The 22,940-nt window shown below is 47.3% G+C and carries 23 protein-coding genes and 1 riboswitch; of the genes, 4 read left to right on the forward strand and 19 right to left on the reverse strand.

Features of this window, described 5'->3' with window-relative positions:
- The first annotated feature begins 181 nt into the window (after nucleotides 1–181).
- Together H1R82_RS01175 and H1R82_RS01180 are read left to right on the forward strand one after the other, a co-directional pair.
- Nucleotides 182–1,279 (forward strand): LCP family protein, encoded by a 1,098-nt coding sequence (locus H1R82_RS01175; protein ID WP_181731348.1) that lies wholly within the window; start codon nucleotides 182–184, stop codon nucleotides 1,277–1,279.
- Nucleotides 1,280–1,372: 93 nt separating this feature from the next.
- Nucleotides 1,373–2,008, forward strand: a complete 636-nt coding sequence (locus H1R82_RS01180) for a YigZ family protein (RefSeq protein WP_181731347.1) — start codon at nucleotides 1,373–1,375, stop codon at nucleotides 2,006–2,008.
- Nucleotides 2,009–2,032: 24 nt separating this feature from the next.
- Here the strand turns inward: H1R82_RS01180 and H1R82_RS01185 are convergent, their stop codons facing one another.
- The 5 genes from H1R82_RS01185 to H1R82_RS01205 all read right to left on the reverse strand — a co-directional run bounded on the left by H1R82_RS01185 (nucleotide 2,033) and on the right by H1R82_RS01205 (nucleotide 6,881).
- On the reverse strand, nucleotides 2,033–2,827 hold the full coding sequence (locus tag H1R82_RS01185; RefSeq protein ID WP_181731346.1) for a MetQ/NlpA family ABC transporter substrate-binding protein: 795 nt from the start codon (nucleotides 2,825–2,827) through the stop codon (nucleotides 2,033–2,035).
- 14 nt (nucleotides 2,828–2,841) lie between these two features.
- Nucleotides 2,842–3,501, reverse strand: coding sequence for a methionine ABC transporter permease (locus tag H1R82_RS01190; protein WP_181731345.1), 660 nt, complete (start codon nucleotides 3,499–3,501; stop codon nucleotides 2,842–2,844).
- The gene (locus tag H1R82_RS01195; protein WP_181731344.1) at nucleotides 3,486–4,439 is read right to left on the reverse strand and encodes a methionine ABC transporter ATP-binding protein; all 954 of its coding nucleotides are present in this window, start codon (nucleotides 4,437–4,439) and stop codon (nucleotides 3,486–3,488) included. Before H1R82_RS01195 ends, H1R82_RS01190 begins: the two co-directional genes overlap by 16 nt.
- Nucleotides 4,440–4,534: 95 nt before the next feature.
- A riboswitch (SAM riboswitch) is annotated at nucleotides 4,535–4,658 on the reverse strand.
- 452 nt (nucleotides 4,659–5,110) lie between these two features.
- Complete coding sequence (locus tag H1R82_RS01200) at nucleotides 5,111–5,743, reverse strand: sugar transferase (protein WP_181731343.1); 633 nt, start codon at nucleotides 5,741–5,743, stop codon at nucleotides 5,111–5,113.
- A 199-nt stretch (nucleotides 5,744–5,942) separates the two neighbouring features.
- On the reverse strand, nucleotides 5,943–6,881 hold the full coding sequence (locus H1R82_RS01205) for an SDR family oxidoreductase (protein ID WP_181731342.1): 939 nt from the start codon (nucleotides 6,879–6,881) through the stop codon (nucleotides 5,943–5,945).
- Between the two features lie 245 nt (nucleotides 6,882–7,126).
- Between H1R82_RS01205 and H1R82_RS01210 the strand changes: the two genes are divergently transcribed.
- Nucleotides 7,127–8,044: an LCP family glycopolymer transferase gene (locus H1R82_RS01210; RefSeq protein WP_181731341.1), complete on the forward strand. Its 918-nt coding sequence runs from the start codon at nucleotides 7,127–7,129 to the stop codon at nucleotides 8,042–8,044.
- A gap of 54 nt (nucleotides 8,045–8,098) precedes the next feature.
- Here H1R82_RS01210 and H1R82_RS01215 read toward each other — a convergent pair whose 3' ends face one another.
- The 8 genes from H1R82_RS01215 to H1R82_RS01250 form a co-directional block, all read right to left on the reverse strand.
- Entirely contained in the window at nucleotides 8,099–9,205 is a 1,107-nt protein-coding gene (locus H1R82_RS01215) for a glycosyltransferase family 4 protein (protein ID WP_181731340.1), read from the reverse strand.
- 19 nt (nucleotides 9,206–9,224) lie between these two features.
- A complete protein-coding gene (locus H1R82_RS01220; protein ID WP_181731339.1) occupies nucleotides 9,225–10,643 on the reverse strand; it encodes an O-antigen ligase family protein in 1,419 nt (472 codons plus the stop codon).
- A 6-nt stretch (nucleotides 10,644–10,649) separates the two neighbouring features.
- Nucleotides 10,650–12,125 carry a lipopolysaccharide biosynthesis protein gene (locus H1R82_RS01225; protein ID WP_181731338.1) on the reverse strand — a complete coding sequence of 492 codons (1,476 nt, stop codon included), beginning with the start codon at nucleotides 12,123–12,125 and terminating at the stop codon, nucleotides 10,650–10,652.
- 30 nt (nucleotides 12,126–12,155) lie between these two features.
- A complete protein-coding gene (locus H1R82_RS01230; protein WP_181731337.1) occupies nucleotides 12,156–12,905 on the reverse strand; it encodes an acyltransferase in 750 nt (249 codons plus the stop codon).
- 15 nt (nucleotides 12,906–12,920) lie between these two features.
- Nucleotides 12,921–14,234: a nucleotide sugar dehydrogenase gene (locus H1R82_RS01235; RefSeq protein WP_181731336.1), complete on the reverse strand. Its 1,314-nt coding sequence runs from the start codon at nucleotides 14,232–14,234 to the stop codon at nucleotides 12,921–12,923.
- A 14-nt stretch (nucleotides 14,235–14,248) separates the two neighbouring features.
- The gene (locus tag H1R82_RS01240; protein ID WP_181731335.1) at nucleotides 14,249–15,364 is read right to left on the reverse strand and encodes a DegT/DnrJ/EryC1/StrS family aminotransferase; all 1,116 of its coding nucleotides are present in this window, start codon (nucleotides 15,362–15,364) and stop codon (nucleotides 14,249–14,251) included.
- A gap of 28 nt (nucleotides 15,365–15,392) precedes the next feature.
- The gene (locus H1R82_RS01245; protein ID WP_181731334.1) at nucleotides 15,393–16,418 is read right to left on the reverse strand and encodes a Gfo/Idh/MocA family protein; all 1,026 of its coding nucleotides are present in this window, start codon (nucleotides 16,416–16,418) and stop codon (nucleotides 15,393–15,395) included.
- Nucleotides 16,419–16,544: 126 nt separating this feature from the next.
- Nucleotides 16,545–17,747 (reverse strand): glycosyltransferase family 4 protein, encoded by a 1,203-nt coding sequence (locus tag H1R82_RS01250; RefSeq protein ID WP_181731333.1) that lies wholly within the window; start codon nucleotides 17,745–17,747, stop codon nucleotides 16,545–16,547.
- Between the two features lie 105 nt (nucleotides 17,748–17,852).
- Here H1R82_RS01250 and H1R82_RS14545 point away from each other — a divergent pair, with 105 nt between their 5' ends.
- Nucleotides 17,853–17,978 carry a hypothetical protein gene (locus H1R82_RS14545; protein WP_255516916.1) on the forward strand — a complete coding sequence of 42 codons (126 nt, stop codon included), beginning with the start codon at nucleotides 17,853–17,855 and terminating at the stop codon, nucleotides 17,976–17,978.
- A gap of 55 nt (nucleotides 17,979–18,033) precedes the next feature.
- Here the strand turns inward: H1R82_RS14545 and fabZ are convergent, their stop codons facing one another.
- The 6 genes from fabZ to H1R82_RS01280 form a co-directional block, all read right to left on the reverse strand.
- Complete coding sequence (gene fabZ, locus H1R82_RS01255) at nucleotides 18,034–18,459, reverse strand: 3-hydroxyacyl-ACP dehydratase FabZ (protein ID WP_181731332.1); 426 nt, start codon at nucleotides 18,457–18,459, stop codon at nucleotides 18,034–18,036.
- 197 nt (nucleotides 18,460–18,656) lie between these two features.
- Nucleotides 18,657–19,964, reverse strand: coding sequence for an NAD-dependent malic enzyme (locus tag H1R82_RS01260; protein ID WP_181731331.1), 1,308 nt, complete (start codon nucleotides 19,962–19,964; stop codon nucleotides 18,657–18,659).
- A gap of 67 nt (nucleotides 19,965–20,031) precedes the next feature.
- On the reverse strand, nucleotides 20,032–20,553 hold the full coding sequence (pgsA, locus tag H1R82_RS01265) for a CDP-diacylglycerol--glycerol-3-phosphate 3-phosphatidyltransferase (RefSeq protein ID WP_181731330.1): 522 nt from the start codon (nucleotides 20,551–20,553) through the stop codon (nucleotides 20,032–20,034).
- Nucleotides 20,554–20,639: 86 nt separating this feature from the next.
- Nucleotides 20,640–21,404, reverse strand: coding sequence for a DNA-directed RNA polymerase subunit beta (locus H1R82_RS01270; protein WP_181731329.1), 765 nt, complete (start codon nucleotides 21,402–21,404; stop codon nucleotides 20,640–20,642).
- Between the two features lie 279 nt (nucleotides 21,405–21,683).
- The gene (spoIIID, locus tag H1R82_RS01275; RefSeq protein WP_037996666.1) at nucleotides 21,684–21,962 is read right to left on the reverse strand and encodes a sporulation transcriptional regulator SpoIIID; all 279 of its coding nucleotides are present in this window, start codon (nucleotides 21,960–21,962) and stop codon (nucleotides 21,684–21,686) included.
- 155 nt (nucleotides 21,963–22,117) lie between these two features.
- The gene (locus H1R82_RS01280; RefSeq protein WP_181731328.1) at nucleotides 22,118–22,816 is read right to left on the reverse strand and encodes a M23 family metallopeptidase; all 699 of its coding nucleotides are present in this window, start codon (nucleotides 22,814–22,816) and stop codon (nucleotides 22,118–22,120) included.
- Nucleotides 22,817–22,940: the final 124 nt, after the last annotated feature.

Consider the following 22,940-nt stretch of genomic DNA (forward strand, 5'->3'; position numbering starts at 1 on the left):
TCCCGATTCAAAAAGATTTCAACAAAGCGTCAATATTATCTGTTTAATCACTATTTGACGTTTTCTTTCCTAAATATTAATTTTCAGTGAATTTGATCATTATCCATCAGTCTTTACTTGATCCAATCCAAACCACGATGTTACCATTGAATGAAAACATTTAGCGCGAGTGGGGATTTCGATGAGAAGAGTAGAACAAAGCCGATTAAAGCGGGTTAAAAAAAACCAGCGGAAAAAATGGATCATCCGTTCCATCTCTTTGGCCTTCATTCTTCTTGTAGGTGTCGGTCTTTATTTAGGTTCCGAAATATGGGGAGTCTTTGCCAATACGAAAAACGATATCGGAAAATCCGACTTACGGGAAAAACAAGTGGAAATGGAATCCGAACCCTTCACCATTTTACTTCTCGGAACGGACCAACGGAAACGATCGGATCCGATTTGGCGGGCGGACACCATGATCCTGATTGCCGTCAACCCCAAAAAACACACGGCCAAAGTCCTGAGTATCCCCCGGGATACCTATACAGAAATCGCCAATACGAATGGTTTTAAATCAAAATTGAATTCTGCCGCTTACTGGGGATATAAAAAAGATGTCGGGCAAGTTGAAAATATCCGTAAAACTTTGGAAAATCTGTTGCATGTCCCCATCGATCATTACGCACGAATCAACTTCCAGGGATTTGAAGACATTGTCGATGCCTTGGGTGGAGTGGAAGTGGATGTGCCGTTTGCATTCCACCAAAAAGCCATCGGCGGCAAGATGGTTTACTTTGAGCCGGGTCCGGCCAAATTGAACGGTTCGGAAGCCTTGGCGTATGTGAGGATGCGCAAGCAGGATCCCCGCGGGGACCTGGGACGCAACGAACGACAACAAGAAGTGGTGTCCAAACTGATTGACAAGATCGCCAGTTTCAAAGGAGTCGGCAAATTCTCCGACCTGATGAAAGCGGTTGGAGATAACTTCGAACACAGCCTTGAATTAGACAACTTCCCGGCACTGGTAAGCATCTACACCAAAATACCGAAGAGCAATATTGAAACCTTGCACATCGAAACCTATCCTGAAACGATCCAAGGTGCAGGTGCGGTGTTGATCTGGCCTGAGAAAGACCGCAAAAAAATTCAACAAGCCTTGCGGGAACAATTGGAATTGCCTCCGCTTGAAAACGGGGACACAGACGGTGACTCCGGTTCCGGAACGGATGATGACATGTCGGATACCGACAACACCGATTCATATGACAGCGATAAAGAAAGTGACGGCAGCTATTAAGCCGTCACTTTTCCATTTTACCATTGATTCCCCGGCAAACTCCTGGTATTTCACCGCCGTTTTCATTAAGATAGTAGGGAAGAAGGTGAAACGATGTCTGAGAAACAGTATTTAACCGTCGGCCCTCAAGGGGAAACGGAAATCGTCATTCAGAAATCGCGTTTTATTTGCAGGGCCAAACGGGTGTCCACCGAAGAAGAAGCCCAACAATTCGTCCAGGAAATCAGCAAACAACATTGGGATGCCACACACAACTGTTATGCTTACCTGGTGTCCGACACCGTTCAAAAATCTTCGGATGACGGGGAACCGGCCGGGACCGCCGGACGCCCGATATTGGAAGTGATCCATGCCAAAAAGCTGATCAAAACGGCCATTGTCGTAACCCGTTATTTCGGGGGAATTAAATTGGGAGCTGGCGGACTCGTCCGCGCTTACAGCCAAGGGGCTTCCGCGGCGATTGAAGCAGCCGGTGTCATCCGGTGCCAGCTGCACCAAAAAATCACCTTTACGTTTGATTATCATTTTATGGGAAAAATGGAACATGAATTCCGCCAAACCGATTACTTTTTGGAAACGCCCCTCTATCAGGAGGTGGTGTCTTGGCCGGTGTGGATCCCGGTTGGGGAAGAAGAAGCCTTTATCCAACAAGTCACCAACTGGACCCACGGGCAAGTGAAGGTGACACGCGGAGAAAAAGAATATAAAGAAATCCCCCTTTCCTCCTGACGGAAAGGGGGATTTCTTTGTGTCTCAAAATGCCGGAACCACAACGCCTTTGTATTTTTCCTCGATAAACTTTTTCACTTCCGGTGAAGTAAGGGCTTCCGCCAGTTTTTTCACTGCCGGGTTATTTTCATTCCCTTGTTTGACCGCCAAAACATTCACATAAGGATTCTGGTCTTTTTCTTCCATGAACAATGCATCCTTGAGCGGATCCAAATCGGCTTGAAGCGCATAGTTGGTGTTGATCACAGCCAGATCCACTTCATTGATCATCCGTGGAAGAGCAGATGCCTCAAGCAGCTCAAACTGCAAATTTTTCGGGTTCTCCACAATATTTTTCAGGGTGATCTCCCCTTGATGTTCATTCAACTTGATCAACCCGTTTTTCTCCAACAACTGCAAAACGCGGGTGATTTCACTGGTTCCGTTGGGAATGGCGATTTTGGCACCGTTTTTCAATTGATCAACCGATTTTATTTTTTTGGAATAAGCCCCCATCGGCTCCAGATGGACACGGGCCACATCTTTCAAATGGTATCCTTTTTCCTGATTGGTGGTTTGAAGCCAGACAATGTGTTGGAAATAGTTAGCGTCAATTTCCCCTTCTTCCAACGCTTTATTCGGCAAAACATAATCCGTAAACACTTTGATTTCCAAGTTTACCCCTTGTTTTTCCAATTGCGGTTTGATATGCTCCAAAATCTCTGCGTGCGGAACCTGCGTGGCCCCGACCACGAGCGTGTTTTCTTTGCTTTGGTTGCCGCAAGCGGCTCCCAACACCGCAACCAGCACACTGACCAACAAAACCCAAAACTTTTTCATCCCATTTGTCCTCCTTAAGATCTTTTATCCAGGGCACGGGCAATCCTGTCCCCCACCGATTGCACCAATTGCACCAAGATGACCAACAAAATTCCACAACTGTACAGCATCCCGTCATTAAATGCCTGAAAACCAAACCGATATGCCGTGTCCCCGAGACCGCCGGCCCCGACAATCCCGGCCATTGCGGAAAAACTGATCAACGAAACACAAGTGACGGTCAGGCCGGAGACAATCGAAGGAAATGCCTCCGGAATCAGCACCTTGCAAATAATGGTCAACCGGCTGGCCCCCATCGCCTGTGCAGCTTCAATCACTCCTTTGTCGATGTCGCGGATGGCGGTTTCCACCATACGCGCATAAAAAGGAGCGGCTCCTGCAATGAGCGGAATGGTGGCTGCCGTCGGCCCCAATGTGGTTCCCACCAAAAGCTTGGCCACCGGAAACAAAAACAAAACCAAAATGATGAAAGGAACGGCCCGGAAAATATTGACCACCAAAGCCAAGATACGTTGAAAAACGAGATTTTCCCAGAAATAGCCGCGGTCCGTCACCACCAGAAGCACCCCCAGCGGAATCCCCAGCACTGCCGTCATCAGGGTGGAAATTCCCACCATATGAAGAGTTTCCAAGGTTGCTTCTTGCAACAGATCAAAATCTACCGACTCCCACATTCAAGTTCCCCTCCCAACACCTTCCGCACTTTTTCCACTGCTTCATCATTTCCGCCGATTTGTACTTGGACTGCATCTTTATCGCTGCTTCCTTTCACTTCCCCGCCAACCAATTGAAAATGGACGTTATATTGGCGGGCCAGTTCATCCAGTTTGGAAAGTCCGGACCACGGCACCCAAACGCCATCCTGACCGGGTTCTGCATCCTGAACAAATTTTTTCGTCAAAGGATGTTTCGGATTTTGAAAGATTTCGGCAACAGTTCCTGTTTCAATGATCCGTCCGTTTTCCATGACCGCCATTTTGTTGCAGATAGCACGTACCACGCTCATCTCGTGCGTAATCAAGACAAGGGTCAGCCCCAATTTTTGATGGATCTCTTTTAACAGCCTCAAAATCGAAGCCGTGGTCTCCGGATCCAACGCTGAGGTGGCCTCATCGCACAAGAGCACGTCCGGATCATTGGCCAGAGCCCGGGCAATGCCGACCCGTTGTTTCTGTCCGCCGCTGAGCTGTGCCGGATAAGCATCGGCGCGCTCCGATAACCCGACCAGTTCCAACAAGCGTCTTACTTTCTCCTTGATCTGTTTTTTGGGAACCCCGGCAATCTCCAGCGGAAAAGCCACATTTTCCGCAACCGTCCTCGACCACAACAGATGGAAGTGTTGAAAAATCATACCAATTTTTTGTCGGGCAAAGCGCAATTCCCGTTCACTGAGCCGCGAAATTTCTTTTCCATCCACCAGCACCGTTCCGCTCGTCGGTGTCTCCAAACCGTTTAACAACCGGAGCAACGTGCTTTTCCCGGCCCCGCTGTAACCGACAATTCCAAATATATCCCCTTTTTCAATTTCCAAGGAAATTTCTTTCAAAGCCGTAATTTCTTTGTTTTTACCTGCAGCCGGAAATGTTTTGACAACATTTTTCAACTGAATCATTTCCTTCACCGCCTTCGATCTGCAAACATTTTTTAAGCATAAAAAAACCTTCCTGCTCATTCAGATGCAGAAAGGATCACTTGCTCAATCTCCTTCTCTCATCTGTCAGAGCAGTGTACAGCTCTGCAGGAATTGGCACCTTCCCATGGGTTCATCACGCCCGACAGGGGGTTGCCGAGAGATCATCAGGCCTGTTCCCTCCCTCTCTCTGGATAAGAGAATGTTTCATTCCCATATGCAATTTTGTTCAAGATCTTTTCTAAAATTATCACATAAAATCATTTCAGTCAACAATTAGCGTTCCAATTCGTGCAATTTTTTTAAGAAAATGTATAACTCCATTTAATTTATGGAAAAATATACCTGTTTTCAGCATCTTATCAACTGTTACTCCCAGATTACATTTCATTAACAAAGCCGCTACTTCGATCTATCCAAAAGGAAGATGGCGTATAATAAAAATACATTCATCCCTTGGAGGTGCGCATATGGAGCACACGGTTGTCGGCAAGTCCTTCTGGATCGGAGTCATGAACGCTTCTTGTTTGAGTGTGCCACTGTGGCTTCTCATGTACCTGTTTTTAAAAATCATTTTCTGAATGAGCGCACCAAAAGAAATTCATCACCCTTCCGATAAATAAAAAAGATGCCACCTTTTTGGCAGCATCTCTTTAGCGGGCTCCATTTCCGGAAACAACCACCCAAACCGTCCGAAACAAAATCTGCATATCCATTTTAAAGGATTGGTTTTGAATGTAGAACATATCCAACTCAAACTTTTCAGCAGGTGTCATCTCATATCCTCCGTTTACCTGAGCCCACCCGGTCAAACCTGGTTTCACCAACAAGCGCTTTTTAAAACCAGGAATCTCCTTGTCAAATTTCTCGGTAAAAACAGGTCGCTCCGGGCGGGGACCGATCAGACTCATGTCACCACGTAGGATATTGATCAACTGTGGAAGCTCATCAATCCGCGTCTTACGGATAAATTTACCTACTCGAGTGACACGCGGGTCATTTTTTGCCGCCCATTGCGGACCATTTTTTTCAGCATCAGTACGCATGGATCTGAGTTTGATGATCTCAAACCGTTTCCCGTTCAACCCCACACGTTCTTGTTTATAAAAAACAGGACCCGGGGACTCCAGTTTAATCGCGATCATGGTCAGTACAAGCACAGGCAATGTAAACAGCAGCAATGCAATCGAAAAAACAATCTCAAAAGCCCGCTTGAAAATGGGATAAATGGTTTGTCCGGAAAATGCACCCGTGTTGCTGCTCTCGTAGGCTAACTTGGAACGCATCAGCTATCCACCCCTGCTGTGTATAATAATCAGAATCCCTTCCGTTTCTCGCTAAGTTTACAAAAATAACAGTAACATTACAGTAATGTTTCAAACCGATTACTGTAAATCAGTATACTGCAGAACCCGCGGAATGACAATAGGTTCTTTTTTGAAAACCGTGTCAAATCCTTGACCGATCACAGCATATGCTTATTTTCTACATTTCTTTGTCCATTTTGCGATATTCGTTTTGGTAATATTCGTAGGTTTTGCGTAAACCTTCCATAAGAGTGTATTTCGGTTTCCAGTCCAATATGCGGCAAACTTTGTCATTGTTGAAATAACTGTGTTTGATGTCCCCCGGACGGTCCGGGCCGTGAACCTTTTGGTTTTCAAACGAAGCGATTTCATCAAACAAAGTAAGCAGTTGGTTCAACGAAGTTTGCACCCCGGTTCCGACATTCAGGATCTCCCCGTCTCCTTTTGAAAGTGCCGCGACGTTGGCTTTGGCCACATCTTCCACATAAATGTAATCCCGCGTTTGTTTGCCATCGCCAAAAATGGTGAAAGGTTCTTTCTTCAAGTACTTATCCACCAAGATGGAAATGACTCCGCCTTCACCGCGGGGATCCTGCCTGAGCCCGTATACATTGGCGTAGCGCAAAATGGTGTATTTCAACCCGTACAAATGGGCGTACACTTCCAAATAATGTTCCACGGTATGTTTGGAAATTCCGTATCCGGAAAGCGGCGACACCGGATGTTCTTCATCCACCGGCAGGTATTTCGGATCTCCGTAGACGGCGGCGGATGAAGCGTAAACCACTTTCTTCACCCCGCTTTTGCGGCAGGCCTCCAAAAGGTTGATCGTTCCGATAATATTGGTGTTGGCATCAAATACCGGATCTTCAACGGAAACATCCACACGGATTTGCGCCGCTTGATGGATGACGGCTTCCGGTTTTTCCCGCATGAACACATCCCTTAATTCCGGATTCGTCAAATCCACTTCAATCCATTTCGCTTCCGGATGGATGTGCTCTTTCTTGCCCGAAGAAAGATTATCAATGATCACCACCTGGTCTCCTCTTTCAATCAACAAATCGACAATGTGGGAACCAATAAAACCGGCTCCGCCTGTCACGATTACCTTCATTGTTACAGACTCCTCTCTCGAGTGGACTTTGTCAATTGAGTCGGCCATTTTCAACGTATTCCCGTCTATCTTATCAATTCCGCCGGTCAGAAGCAAAAGACAAGTTTTAAACTTTTTGTCCATATTTTTTGAAAACGGGCCCTTGGCCCGCCACTTCCCCATCCAAGATTTTGGAAGGTATTTTCCCATGGAAAAGAAGAATAATATAGTACATAAAACCTAACACCTGTGAGGGATTTTCCGTAATGAAAAAATGGATCCTGCGTTTTTTTCTGCTTTTGTTTATAACCGTTCTGCTCGGATTTGGATATTATGTGTACCTGATCTGGTCCGCCGCTCACCGGTCCTATGTCCCTCCTGAACAGGAGAAATCGGACAAACGTCAAGAAGCGGTCAAATGGCATGAGGATCCTGTCGCCATTTTGATGCTTGGCGTGGATGAACGAAACGGAGATCAGGGACGTGCCGATACCATTATGATTGCGGCCTTAAATCCGCAAGAAAAAGACATCGTCTTAACCAATATTCCACGCGACACCCGGGTTGAAATCCCCGGTAAAAACTTCCGCGACAAGATCAACCACAGCTATGCCTACGGCGGGGTGGATTTGACCCGCAAAACCGTGGAGCAATTTTTGGATCTGCCCATCGATGGTTACGTTCAAATCAACATGCAAGGCTTGAAAGAAATCGTGGATGAGCTGGGTGGAATTGATGTGGAAGTGCCTTTCACCTTTTCTTATGGAGGACACACTTTCAAAAAGGGACCCATGCATTTAAATGGAGAAGAAACCCTTGCCTTTGCACGGATGAGAAAAGAGGATCCGCTGGGGGATTTCGGACGGATTCAGCGGCAACAAGAAGTGATCCGGGCCATCGTCCGCAAGGGAACGGATTGGACCACCATCACCAAACTGGACACGATCATGGAAAAACTCGGCTCCAATGTCAAAACCGATATTTCCCCCTTTCAACTTTTGCAATTGCAAAACCGCTATGCCAATCTTTCCCGGGACCATATCAAAACGGTCCGGTTCAAAGGGGAAGATGCAACGATTGACGGTATTTATTATTTCCGGGTGTCACCCGAAGAAATCAAACGCGTCCGGAAAGTCCTGGCGGAACAACTGAACTATACCCGGCCTCCGGACACCCTTTATTAAAAGGATCCTGCCATGGACAGGGGAATCCCCCTGATCATGGACACAGGATCCTTTTCATTGAAGCAGTTCCTGATATAAAGATAGAACTTTCTTTTCCTCAACCTTCCAATTATAACGGGTTTCATGGGCTTTTCTCGCATCGGTGCTCATTTGGCCGCGCAGTTTGTCATCGCTTAAGATCCGTTCCACTTTTTGCGCAATATCCTTGGGATCCAATGCATCGGCCACCAACCCGGAATGGCTGGATTCCACAATTTCCCTCCACATCGGAAAATCCGTCGCCACCATGGGCAATCCGGCGGCCATGTATTCAAACATCTTGATGGGAAGGGATTCCCGGTAATTCTCGACCGGATGCAGGCAAACCAATCCCACTTTCCCTTTTCCCAACCACTTCTGCACATCATCAAACGGAATCCGGCCGTGCAAATAAACCCTCTTCTGTTCCAGTGCGAACTTGTCCCGGTCTTCCGGTTTGATATGCTGGAGGGGACCGATGATGTGAAGTTCCGCTTGCAAGGATTCCGGCAAATAATCCATCATCTGAATCATTTCCCGGTAACCGCGCAGATACGACACGCCCCCGACATACAAAATCCGGTTGACGCCATCCTCTTCTTTTTCGATCTCCGGCATCGACAACGGATAGTTTTTAATCACTTCGACTCTTTTGGCTTGATGGAACTGTCTTTGAATCGATTCCGTCGCTGTAATGACCGCGGACAACCGGCGGGCCAATCCCTTTTCCACTCTATGGACGATTTTTGCCAGCGGGGCACGGAGTTTTTCGGGTATCCACGGTTTGGTCTGGATCTGTTTGGGCAAATCCTCGTGCGAATCATATATCACCGGACATCCGGTCCGCCAAGCCAACAACACTCCCCACGGCAATAACTCCGGATCATGAAAATGATACAAATCCGCTCCGCATTTTAAAGCGCGCCGGTAAAGCTCATACCCGGTCCAAAGCCGCTTCCACTTTTTGTTGACGCGCTTGACCCCCCGGATTTTTACGCCATCAATCACTTTTTCTTTAAAATCGGCGATGGCGTGGAGTTCCACCCGGTATCCGTTTTTCGCCAGTGATTTTGCTTGTTTGTGGAAAATCCGCGAATCATCATAAGGATGAACCGAACTGAAGATCATTACTTTAGCGGACACTCAAGCAACTCCTTTCTCCTCACACTCCCTTTAAAGACCCTTTTTCCAGCTCCGATCCGGAGTGTTTCTTTTTCAAAGTTTCCCCGATGGCAATGATGGCCAGGCCGATTCCGTAACAAATCCACATCGGCGTATAGTGAATGGCCGTGCTAGGTGCCATGCCCCCGAAGAAATAACCGGTCAATGCGGCCATGGTGGAGTAAGCACCCCAACGCAAAACCGGGTTCAATTGCGGCGAATGCTTCAAGCTGGCCAGTTTCCACAAGCGCCACAACATGAGGAAGTAAAGGGACATATACAGGATAAAGATAATCACGCCAAAGTTGACCAACACTTCGCCCCACCAATTGTGCATATTGACTTTATCCACTTTGGGGGCGCCGTCCATGTAAACTTCAACGTTTCCGGGACCGACTCCCATGTAATGGCTTTGATGGAGGAAGCGGAGTCCGTTGATGATCAAAAACTTTCGGACCGTGGCACTCCGTCCGGTTTCCGCATCGATGGGGTCTTCTCCCCCTTCATCCACCGTCCACGGGCTGTTTTGAACATCCATCAAGAAGCCAAAAGTGCTGGACAGTTTTGTTTTGGCTTGTTCCCTGGCTTCAGCACTCAAGAAAACCATGCTCAAACCATTGGCCAGTATGAAAGCCACCAAAACGGCAATTATGCCTTTACCTACATTTTTCATCGTGATTTTGCTCCGGTCCATCACCATCGGCAACAGCACCACCAGCGGCAAAGCGGCAAGCGGCAGGGCAAAGAAAGTGTTGCTGCGCGAACCGGTCGCAATCAGGGTATAGATGGACAAAACACCGATAATATAGATAAACCATTTGTGTTTTCGTTTCAGATCCAGTATATACAAGGAACTGGCCAGGAAAGGAAGGCCGAGCGTGATGCAGGTTGCCAAATCATTTTGATTGGTAAATACCGACGTCACTGAAGCCGATATCCGTCCAAACGCACGCGACTGCGGCAAATGAATCAAAGTAATGGATTCAAAGACCGCAAACAAAATAATGGCTGCATAAACCCAAAACAAAATCCGCAGGGCTTTCCAAAAATGATCGGTCGTTTTCAGGAAAAACGGGAACGAATACGCAAGAGGCAACATCATTCCCAATAAAAAGAGATACCGCACCCCGGCAGACAGACTGGCCGACCAGGATAAAGCAATCACTCCGTAAGCAAACCAAAACAAAAAGAAGGCTCCATACCACCGAACCGGATACATGTAGGAAGTTTCCAATTTCTTTTCCGCCGCAAATCTCAGCGCGATTCCCGCCGCCAACAGCAGAAACGCGATACGGAAAAACGTCAGATTAAATCCGCTGGTGATCGGAACCCCCAAGGTAGGGCCGATCAGTGCAAAAACGATCATCAAATAGAATAATCTATCCAAACGCTTCTGCTTTGAAAACAACAGTTCACTCACCAACTCTCACCCTTTTCCTCCTAGTTTGGGTAACAAGTGACCGATCCGATTCAGTGAAGAAATGGAAAAGAGCCCTGTCGCAAAGACCGATCCGAAGGTCACAACAAACGCCAGCACATAACAGATCCAAGCATATTCCATCTCACTTAATTGCACCCAGGTAACCCCGGTCATTGAGATGAAAAAGACGGCCAAATAAATGAGAATGGATCGAAACCGGAAATCGATCGGATATTCTTTTTGATTTTTCCAATAAACCCAAACAATGACAAAAAGATAAGCAACCACAGTCATGATGACAGTGCCCCAGATACTGAAAACCGGCACCAGGATCAAATTGCCGATCAGGTAAATGGCTGCGGCAATCATAAATCCGTAGGAAATGACCTGGGTTTTTTTCTTGATCAACAAACCGACACCAAAAACATTATGCAACACATTGAACAAAGTTCCCAACGATAAAGCCCAGACATAGATATAACCGGATGAAAGCGACTGATCATCCCGACCGATAATATACAAATGATACAGTGGTTTCATGAAGAAGGCCAAAATCATGACAGCCAGCGTTCCAACCACCAACAATGCGCGTCCGACCAGCCCGAACAATTGCGGGGCATCTTCCCGCTCTTTGATGGACATGGAAAAAGGGCGCCATGCGAGTTGAAACGGTGAGGTGATCAACACAATGATGCTTGCAATCCGGATGCAGGTTTCGTAAATATCCGCACTCAGTCGGGAATCCATGTGATACAAAATGGGCCGGGATACGGATGTCATCACCCAAAAAGCCAGCAGTGTCGGCAATAACGGAGCACCGTAACGAATCAAATCCATCAAATGTTTACGCGAAATCCGCAAAACAAATTCCTTGCGAAATAGGATAATCAGAATCAATGCCACTGTCAATTGACCGATTAATTGTCCATAAAAAATTCCCATAACCCGCATGTCATAGACAGCGACAAAAAAGATGCTCAACAAATTGGAACCAATCACATAAGCCATGCTGAAAATATTAAACAGCCATACCCGGCGGCTGTATCTGGCATATCCCAAAATATGCTGAATAATGATCGCCCCAAACGTGGCCATAAAAGCAACCGGCAACAGGTTGGAATAATCCCGCGTGCTTTCATAGACCCATTCGGACAAAGGGGCCCCGAACAAAAATGCAAAAACGGTAAAAATCAAGCAAACCCCGGCACTGAAAATCACGGCATTGGTAAAATAAGTGCGACGTTCCGTGACATCCTTGGCATCATAAAAATAGAACGCCATCGCCGCATCCGTTCCCAAAATGCTGAGATAAGTCAAAATCAGGGTCAGCGTGTTGGTGAGTCCCCACTCTGCAATTTCCCCTTCTCCGGTCAAAAAAGCAACATAGATGGGGCCAAGCATGGCCGCAACCACCTTATTCCCCATCGTTGCAATTGCAAAAGCGGCTGAATCTGAAAAAAGCCGTTTAATGAGTTGTTTCATGTTTAAACAACACCTTCTGCCTGCAGGCTGTTACTCTTGATTTTCCAATTTCTCACGGTCAGGAACATCACGCAAAACCCGTGCCGGAACCCCGATATACACTTTGCCCGGCTCCGTGTCCCGATTGACCAACGCCCCGGCGGCAATGAAGCTTTCTTCGGCCACCGTGATCCCCGGCAAAAGGATGGATCCGCCGCCCACACGCGCTCCTCTTTTCACAACCGGACCGCGCACGTATTTGAAACGCTCTTTGGTCCGCCCCATGAAGTTGTCGTTCGTGGTTGTGACGGTCGGGGCAATAAAGACGTGATCCTCCAACACGGTATAAGCTGTAATATAAGCATTCGTTTGAATTTTTGTAAAAGATCCGATTTTCACCTGATTTTCCACCGCGACGCCACGGCCGATCACCACACGGTCCCCGATCTCGCATTTTTCACGAACCGATGCCTGATCCCCGATCATCACTTCTTTCCCGAAACGGCTTCCCCGGTAAAGAACGGTGTTGGCACCGATCGTCGTTCCGTCGCCGATTTCCAGCGCCGGCAAGTCGGCATCCACCTTTACGGTGGATGACTTTGCCGGTCTCGGCCAGCGGCCCAACACACAGTTGTCAGAGATAAATACATCGGAACCGATCACGGTTCCTGCTTTAATGGTGACATTGTTGCCGATCGTCACATTGTCGCCAAGAACCACGCCTTCTTCAATGACAGAGAAATACCCGACGGAGACATTGTTTCCCATTTTGACTGAATCATGAATGAATGATTGTTTCATGAAAAACCCATCCTCTTATAATTTTTCGTAATCCGCTTTGATGTTTTGGACATCTTTCAAAGCATTCCGCGTGTCAAAAATCACTTTCGCTTTATCGGCAATTTCTTGGTAATCAAAGTCGCTGTGATCCGTGGTGATCAAAACCAGATCCGCCGACTCCAAAAGTTCGGTGGTCAGCTCTTGCGTTTCATATTCTTTGCCTCCGGCTTTGAAGGTTTTCACATGCGGATCCACCAGCGTAAACTCTGCCTGATATTTCTCAAGCAGCTCGACAATTTGAATCACGGGAGACTCGCGATAATCATCGATATCCTTTTTATAAGCCACCCCGAGCACGGCCACTTTGGACCCTTTCAACGATTTGCCGTAGCGGTTCAAGATTTTCATGCAACGGTCCACCACAAAGTCGGGCATTTCATTGTTGATTTCACCCGCCACTTCAATCAAGCGTGTATGATAATGATATTCGCGGGCTTTCCATGTCAGATAGAACGGATCAATGGGAATGCAATGTCCGCCCAGACCCGGTCCCGGGTAAAATGCCATATAACCGTAGGGTTTGGTTTTTGCGGCATCGATCACTTCCCAAATATCGATTCCCATTTTGTTGCAAAGAATAGCCATCTCGTTCACCAAGGCAATGTTAATGTTGCGGAAGGTGTTTTCAAGAATTTTTTCCATTTCCGCGACTTTCGGGCTGGACACCAGATGGACTTCCCCGTCCAATACCGCACGATACAAAGCTCCGGCGACTTCCGTGCATTGGTCGGTCACACCGCCCACCACTTTGGGGGTGTTTTTGGTGTTAAACACTTTGTTGCCGGGATCCACACGTTCCGGCGAATAAGCAAGGTAAAAGTCTTCGCCCGCTTTCAAGCCGGTTTTTTCCAAAATCGGTTTCACCACTTCTTCGGTGGTTCCGGGATAAGTGGTGCTTTCCAAAACCACCAGCATGCCCGGGTGCAAATATTTGGCTATGCTTTGTGCCGAAGATTCAACATAAGAAACATTGGGCTGCTGATATTTGTCAAGCGGTGTGGGAACACAGATGGCCACCGCATCCACTTCACGGATCAAAGAGTAATCCGTGGTCGCGGACATTTGCCCGCTTTCCACCAATTGTTTCAATTCTTCGTCCACCACATCGCCGATATAGTTCACTCCACGGTTCACCATGTCCACACGGTTTTGCAGAATGTCAAAACCGATCACTTTGAACCCGGCTTTGGCTTTTTCCACAGCCAGGGGCAAACCGACATATCCCAATCCGACAACACCGATTTTTGCCGTTTTGTCATCGATTTTTTGCAATAAAGTCTTACCACTCACGGTTATTCCTTCTTTCACTTGGATTTGTTGGCATAATAACTTTTGATGGTATTGGCGATCAAACGGATGTCCTCATCCTCCAATTCCGCATACAGAGGAAGGGCGAAGGTGCGTTTGGCCATGTATTCGGAAACAGGCAAACTTCCTTCTTCATATCCCAAGTCTTTATACACTTCCTGCTGATGCAGGGGAACCGGATAATATACTCCGCAGGAGATTCCCTGCTCTTTCAAATGAGCCATTAATTCGTCGCGATCTTCCGCCTGAATGATATACAAATGATAGATGTGTTTGCGGTCTTCCGCTTCATAAGGAGTAACCACCGGTGTATCTTTTAACAGTTCGTTGTACAGTGCCGCTTTTTTCCGGCGGCCGTCATTCCAAGCATCCAAATGGCGCAGTTTGATGCGCAAAACAGCGGCTTGCAAAGCATCCAAGCGGCTGTTGTATCCGATCATGCTGTGGTAATACTTCGGATTGGAACCATGAACCCGCAAGATCCGGATCTTCTCCGCCAGTTGGTCATCATTGGTGACAACCATTCCCCCGTCACCATAGCCGCCCAAGTTTTTGGTGGGAAAGAAGGAGAAGGTGGCTGCATGGCCCCAATTTCCGATTTTCCGTCCTTTATATTCCGAACCCATGCCTTGAGCCGCATCTTCCAAGACAAACAATTGATGCTCTTCGGCCAATGCCATAATTTCTTCCATGTTGGCCGGCTGGCCGAAAATGTGAACCGGAATGATCGCTTTGGTTTTTTCATTGATTTTTTCTTTTATTTGGTTCACATCGATGTTGTACGTTTTCGGGTCGATGTCAACAAAAACCGGGGTGGCCCCGACTTGAGAAATCGTTTCGGCGGTGGCGAAAAAGGTAAACGGCGTGGTGATCACTTCATCGCCGGCTTTGATTCCTGCCGCATCCAATGCCAGAAGCAACGCATCCGTGCCGTTTCCAACGCCGATGGCATGTTTCACCCCGAGATATTGGGCCACTTCTTTTTCAAAAGCTTTGACTTCGGGCCCCATAATGTATTGTCCGCTGTCAATCACCCGCTCCACCGCTTGGAGAACTTCTTCACGAATCGGTTGCAACTGTGCCGTCAAATCCAATAAAGGAATCTTTTTCATCGCTTTCTACTCCTTTAATCATTTCAATTTATTTTCGGTTTAATTCGTCCATTTTGACCGGCCGATTTTGATCAGCAGCCAACTGGCATCCGATCACAAAGCTCAACGCCTTGCGCCCTTCTTCACCGGAAACGACCGGCTTCCGGTCATTTAACACCGCTTCGGTCATATCTTGAATGATGCATTGATGTCCCGGAATTCCGAATGGATCTTCTTCCACCCGGCGGATTGTGTTTTGAGCCTCTTCATCCGGGAGACCTTCAAATTTCCATTCTTTGATCCAATTGGCCGTCGGCCCGCCGATCACCGCGGTCCCCTTTTCGCCAAAAATACTTAATGATTCTTCCAAGTTTTTCGGATAAATGGTGACCGCCGCTTCCAACACCCCGAGTGCCCCGTTTTTAAAGCGGATCACCGACACCGAGGTGTCCTCAGCTTCAATCTTCCGGATGCGTGTGGCGTGATAAGAGGAAATCTCTTCAATGTCCCCCATCATCCACAACAAAAGATCCATGTTGTGAATCGCCTGATTCATCAACACGCCTCCGTCCATTGCTTTCGTGCCACGCCAAGGAGCCTGGTCATAGTAAGCCTGGTTTCGGTTCCAACGAACCGTTGCGTTGGCATGCCCGATTTTGCCGAAAGCTCCTTGTTCCAACTGCTTTTTAAGTTCCACGACAGCCGGGCGGAAACGGTTGGGGTGAACCACCGCCATTTTCACACCGTTTTTCTCACAAGCGTCGATCATCCGATCTGCATCTTCCAAAGTCAATGCCATGGGTTTTTCCACGATTACATGCTTTTTGGCTTCCGCTGCCTGGATGGTCAGCGGTGCATGAATCCCGCTCGGTGTGCAAATGCAAACCACATCCACATCCGAAGCCAGCATGTCTTTCAAATCGGTATACCCACGGACACCGTCGACGGCAAACTCGGAAAGACGCTCTTCATTGGTGTCGCAAACCGCAACCAATTCGGCTCCTTCCACCGCTTTAATGGCTGCCACGTGCTTTTTCGCAATGTGACCACAACCTACAATTCCATAGCGTATCAAAAGATCTCCCTCTTTTCTTTTACCCTGTCAGTCAATTCATATCCAATCTATATTACAGTAACATTACAAAATCTATTGTTCAATGTAACATAGATGAAATCTCTTGAGTACCCTGCATCAAAAAAGTCATAAACTTTTCCGTTCTGTTAAAGATGTATAAATTTGTAAGGTGGTCCGCGCGTTTTCGCTCCAAGTCAATGCACGGGATGCATCCAACGCATTTTTTCCCATGGTGTCGATGAGGGAAGGATCATCGATCAGGATTTTGCGCAGGCAACCGGCAATTCTGTCCACATCTTTGGCCGGCGCAAGCAAGCCGGTCTTCCCGTCTTGAAGAATTTCCTTGATTCCGCCCACATCTGTTGCCACCATGGGCCGGCCGCACCCCATCGATTCCAGCATTATGGAGGGAAGCCCCTCGCTCAGACTGGTGAGAACCATCACATCGGCACTGTTGATCCAGTCGGGAATCTCGGCGTACGGCTTTTTGCCTAAAAAGGTAACAGCTTCGCTTAACCCCGATTCTTCCGCTTGTTTCTCAAGCCGGGGGCGCAAAGGTCCGTCCCCGATCAAATACAGATGAATGTCCCGGCTTTCCCGGCGGATCCGGGAAAAAGCTTCCAACAAATAAGAAACGCCTTTGACCGGATACAAGTTGCCGACAAAAAGCAAAATTTTTTGTTCCCCGTTCAATCCCAGACGTTCCCTTGCCTCTAGACGGTCCATGGGGCGGAATTTCTCCGGGTCAAAACCGTTGTAAACCGTTTTGGCCGCAAGCCCGGGATGCATTTTTTCCGCTTCTTCTTTCAACCTGTCGCTGACCGTGATGACCAGGTCATTTTCCTTTAATGCCTGACGCGTCTGTTCATAAACGGAACGTTTTCGTTTGGGATACAACATGATGTCCGAGCCATGGATCGTGCTGACCACAGGCACCTTCCAAATTTTCTTCAGTTCCCCTCCCGCATAACCATCCGGATAGATGGTGTGGCAATGAATCAAATCAAAAGGAAACGATTTATGTATTTCCTCCACTGCCTTTCGCAGGGCTTTTGTATAATACTTGCCATAGCGCTGGAAAAAAAATCCCCCCGGAATCATTCGCGTGGGAACATAATAAACGGCAATTCCATCTTTTTCTGTCTTTTTCGGCAATTGACGATACCCTTGCCACTTCGGGTAAAAGGGAAAAGAAGGAACGGGCACCACCACACTTACCTCTGCCCCTTCTCTTTTTAAAGCTTTTGCCTGGTTATGGACAAAAATTCCCGCCATGGGATTGACCGGATTCGGGTACATATGCGAAATGATCAAAATACGCCCATTCATTGAAACCACTTCCTTTATCCGGTTTCATTTCCGAAAGATTACTGTCAATAGGATTTTCCAAACCGGTGATACTATGTACAACACCACACAGGAGAGGTCGTTGTCATGAAAAGACAAAGAATCGCCAGCGACTCCTATGACGGATTCCTCGGCATGTTGAATGCCTTTCTCATCAGCTTGCCTTTTTGGGGACTGATTTATTTCGGACTTCGCATTCTTCATTTATGGTAATAAATACATGACAAGGAAGGTCCATCCCCAAGGACCTTCCCGCTTTATGTATTTTTCAATCATTGATCGCAAACATCAGGTCCGCTTCCACCGCCACATGTTCCCCGACACGGGCGATACCCTTGCCTTTCCCGACTTTTCCTTTCACCCGGGTCAATTCCACTTCCAGCGTGAGAACATCTCCGGGTTTGACCTGATGACGGAAACGGACTTTATCCAATCCGGCAAAAAAGGCAATTTTGCCCCGGTTCTCCTCCACACTGAGAATGGCCACGGCTCCCACTTGCGCCAATGCCTCCACAATCAGCACACCCGGCATGACGGGATAGTCCGGAAAATGCCCTTGGAAAAACGGCTCATTCACGGTCACATTTTTGATTCCCACCGCTTTTTTCGCCGGTTCCAATTCCGTGATCCGGTCCACCAACAAAAAAGGATACCGGTGAGGAATAATTTCTTGAATTTGCTTAGCATCTAACATCGTCATCCACCTCTCAACAACCGTCTCGCCTTCTGAAATCACTTGTCACCATTATAGCGAAACCGTATTTAAATTACCAAACATCCGGGCGGCATAAAATGGCGGTTTCTTAACAATCTGGAGAATAAAAAAACACTTTGTCAAACGGGCCAAAAAGCCCGTATAACAAAGTGTCAATGCTTGTGCCCCGTAATTTTTCATGACAAAGCGGCAGTCCTTTCCACCGCGCGGGCCACTTCCCGATGGACTTTGGGATCCAAGGGATGCGGCGCCAATTCCCCGGGACTGGTGCAATCTGCAATGGCTTCGGCGGCAGCCACCAACATCGGGTGAGTGATTTTCTTGGCGTTGGCATTCAACACACCGCGGAAGATCCCGGGAAACCCGAGGACATTATTGACAGAACGCCCGTCTGCTGCAAAAGAAGCACCGGCTTTGAGCGCCAGTTCAGGATCGATTTCCGGTTTGGGATTGGATAAAGCGAGGATCACCTGGCCTTCCCGGATCATTTCCGGTTTGATCAATCCGGGAACCCCGGTTGTTGCCACCACAATGTCGCAGCGTTCCATCAATTCTTCCATGCTCAGCGGAATGCCACCGTAATTCTCCAAACGCTCCAAAGCTTTTTCCTGCCGGTCGGCACCACACATCTCCCGCACCCCGTACGCTTTAAACATGCGGCAAATGGCCAAACCCGCGGCACCGAGCCCGATTTGCCCGACCGACGCTTCTTTCAGGTTGATTCCGGTGGAACGGCAGGCAGAAATCACGGCAGCCAGTGTCACGACTGCCGTTCCGTGTTGATCGTCATGCATCACCGGAATGGGCAACTCTTCTTTGAGGCGTTCTTCAATCTCAAAGCAATGCGGGGAACCAATATCCTCCAACAAAATGCCTCCAAATCCCTGATAAATGTGTTTCAAGGTTTTCACCACTTCATCCGGATCACTTGTATCCAACAAAATCGGAATCCCGCTGATCCCGGCAAAGCGGTCAAACAAAGCGGCCTTGCCCTCCATCACCGGCATTCCCGCCAACGGTCCGATATTGCCAAGCCCCAAAATGGCTGTGCCATCGGTCACAATGGCAACGGTGTTTCCAATGCTTGTATAATAATTGGCTTTTTCCGGATTCTCCCGGATCTCCAGGCATACATTGGCCACCCCCGGGGTGTAGACACGTCGCAAATCCGCCAGGGACCGAATGTCCATCTTGCTGACCATGCGGATTTTTCCGCCTTCATGGGCACTTAACACTTCATCTGATATGGAGTGAACGTAAATGCCGCCCCCCAATGCTTCAATGCTGGAAACCACCTGATCCAGATGCGCTTCACTCTCACACTGGACCGTGATGTCCCGGAGTGTGGAAAACGGGCCGATCTTGATGGTGGTAATGTCCCCGATGTCGCCTCCTGCTTGTCCAATCGCTGTGGTCACTTTTCCCAGGTTGCCAGGCTTTGAAGGAGTTTCCACGATAATGCTGCGTGTCATATTCCGTACCATCCGTTAACCTCCCTAATCCGTCTGAAGTCAAATCGAAAAAAGAACCGGATCCGGTCACCGATTCTTCCTACATAGCCCGTTCGTTCACCGTTTTCAATTGCAACAGGTAAGAAAGTGTCGTGATGTAGGACAAAATAATGACCGACCATAAAAAAGTTTGTGCAAGCGGCAATTCAAACATGATAAAAAATAAAGCAACATAAAACAAAAAGGTTGTCAGCTTGCCGAAAATGTTTGCCGGGACCGTTCGTTTGCCTCTCAGCTTCAGGAAAACAGAAAAAAGGATCATGGACACATCACGCAAGACAATGATAAAGGCAGCCCAAACTCCGATTTTTCCGGAAATCATCAGGGATAAAAAAACAGAGAGCATCATTAATTTGTCCGCCAAAGGATCCAGCATGATTCCGATCTGGGTCACTTGCTTTGTCTTTCTGGCCACATACCCGTCAATGACATCGGTGAACCCCGCAAGAAGAATGATCCCAAACGCCCAGTGTACATTCCATGGCGTGTCCGAAAAAAATGCAACAAAATACGCAGGAATCAAAAAAAGGCGAATCATGGTCAAGAAATTGGGCAAATTCATTCAGGACCCCCCTTCTTACAGTTTACCGAACGGATGGTTGATAAAAAAGGAAAGAGCCCGTCTTTCATCCAAATGACAGACGGGGCTTATGATCCAAAAACCAATTGATAAATATGCACCCACATGTCAAAATTCAAGAAATCGCCGGCCGGTTGATCACCAATGATGGTATGACCAACGACGAATCCCGCATACAAAGCCACAATGAGCGAAACAGGCAGCCAAAGAATTTTAACCCATTTTCGAATTTGCTCTTTTTTCTCATCAATCGCCGGATCATCATCACCGTGAGAAGCGGGACTTTGCCTTTTTTCTTTGGTGAAGCCCGGTTGTTCCACCCGCGGTTCCACCGGCTGTTCCGCAACAAAAGACGGCTTTTTTACTTCTTCTTTGAAATTCTCGTCGCCGCTGTTTGCTCCGATGACCGGATCAATGGAATATTCCTTGAAATCGATGGGAGTTAACGTGTCTTCCAATGAAAGCTGCCGTTTTTCATGCGGGGAAGAAGGTTGTTCCACTTCGAAGGATGGAGGTGCGCCATGCTCATTGGAACCAAACTGGTTGCCGGAGTCTTTCTTCTCCTCCGTCTGTTCCTGCTTTTTCTCTTTGTCTTTCTCTTTGTCGCTGTCATGCTTTGCAGGCTCAAACTTGCGGGCAGCCTCCAAGCTGTCGTGGGTATCTTGCTCTTCTTCTTCATCTTTTCGCCATTTCAATTGGCCTACCGGCAAAATATCATCCACTTTTTCATTTCCCACTGTCGAATGGTTCGATGGATTATTGAATTTTTCTGCTGAAGACTCCACATCGTCGGATTGGTAGTCCATGTGTTTTTCTTTATCAGAATAACTCATCTGCATTCCTCTCCAAGGCTAACTTCTATTTCCGATCCTCTCTATTTCATGAAGCTCGTCCAACAAAATCAAGTTTACTTCTAAAGAAGCTCCATTCTACTCATAATAGAATATATCGCAACTATGAACATAAGTCTATACTTACAGCTTATAGGAGTGTGAAAGTTTCTTATACAGAAGAAGCACCGGTTGGGAGGAAAAAGGATACATATTATGGCAATGATTCGGGGATCTTGTTTTTATGTAAACACTGCCGGTGCTTCCGTCTCATTTTCACAGTCACACGGACACTTCTTGCTTCTTTTTTCCGGTTTTTTGCTTATATTTAATCTTTGTCGCTTCTCCTCCTCTTATATGACGAATCGACTTATGGTATTCCAATATCTCTTTCACTTGACGAGCCAGTTCCGGGTTGATTTCCGGCAATCGTTCCGTCAGGTCTTTATGGACCGTGCTCTTGGATACACCAAACTCTTTCGCAATCGTCCGGACCGTATTTCGCGTCTCCACAAAATAATGTCCGATCTTTAATGTTCGCTCCTTAATATATTCATGCACCCCGCCAGACCCTCCTCTCTTCTCCATTTGCTACATTATATTGAGGGAAGAGGCGGGTTATTCTTTCTAAACAAGCCATGACAAGCCATGTTTGGCAATTTTTCTTTTTCCTTGGAACAAAAAAAGCGTTCCCTTGGACGGAAACGCCTTTTTCCTTATTTTTCCCCGCTTAAATAAACATCCGGATTGATGGCTTTCTGATTCCGGTCGCGGATTTCGAAATGCAGATGAACACCTGCTTCCTTTTCAAAACGATTGCGTCCGGCTTTGGCAATCACTTGTCCTTTTTTGACGGTTTGTCCGTTTTTGACCCGCACATCGTCCAAGCTTTGGTAAATCGTTTGAATGCCGCTTTCATGCTGAATGACCACTTGCCATCCGACAACCGGGTTTTCCTCGACTTTCACCACTTTCCCTTCCAATGCCGCCACCACATCAAAGGTGCCTCCGTCTTTTTTCGCGAAGTCAACCCCCGAATGCGGCGTGAACGTGTTGGCATACTGGTTCAAAGAGGATTCCCGGCTCGCTTCCGGATCTTCTTGCTTGTAAAATCCCATGGTTTTGTTGGCATGGGCATTTTTTGCGACAGGCAATACCATGTCATCATCGGTCGGATTGGTCGGAATCGGCTCTTGGGGAAGATTTTGTTCCACCAGATCCCTGGTGGTTTTGGATGCTTTTTCGACCTGATGATCCTGATACCACCATGCCACACTTAAAATCAGTGCTGCCACAAAGAGATAAACAGCAGGGAAAAACCATTTTTTGGACATTAACTTTTTCCATTTCAAACGTCGCTTTGCTTTTTCAAAGGAAGAAATCTGGTTATTTGCATTTGGTTCCTTCGATTTCATGGAAATCACCTCAGGAACCATTGTCGACCAGCTTCTCTCTTTTTATACCCACAGATGGGAACTTTTAGTAAATTCGAAGCAAAGTCAAAACTGAGACATACATGATCTTCATTTCTTTGGCTCA

This window comes from Thermoactinomyces intermedius (assembly GCF_013912365.1).
Classification (GTDB): Bacteria; Bacillota; Bacilli; order Thermoactinomycetales; family Thermoactinomycetaceae; genus Thermoactinomyces; species Thermoactinomyces intermedius.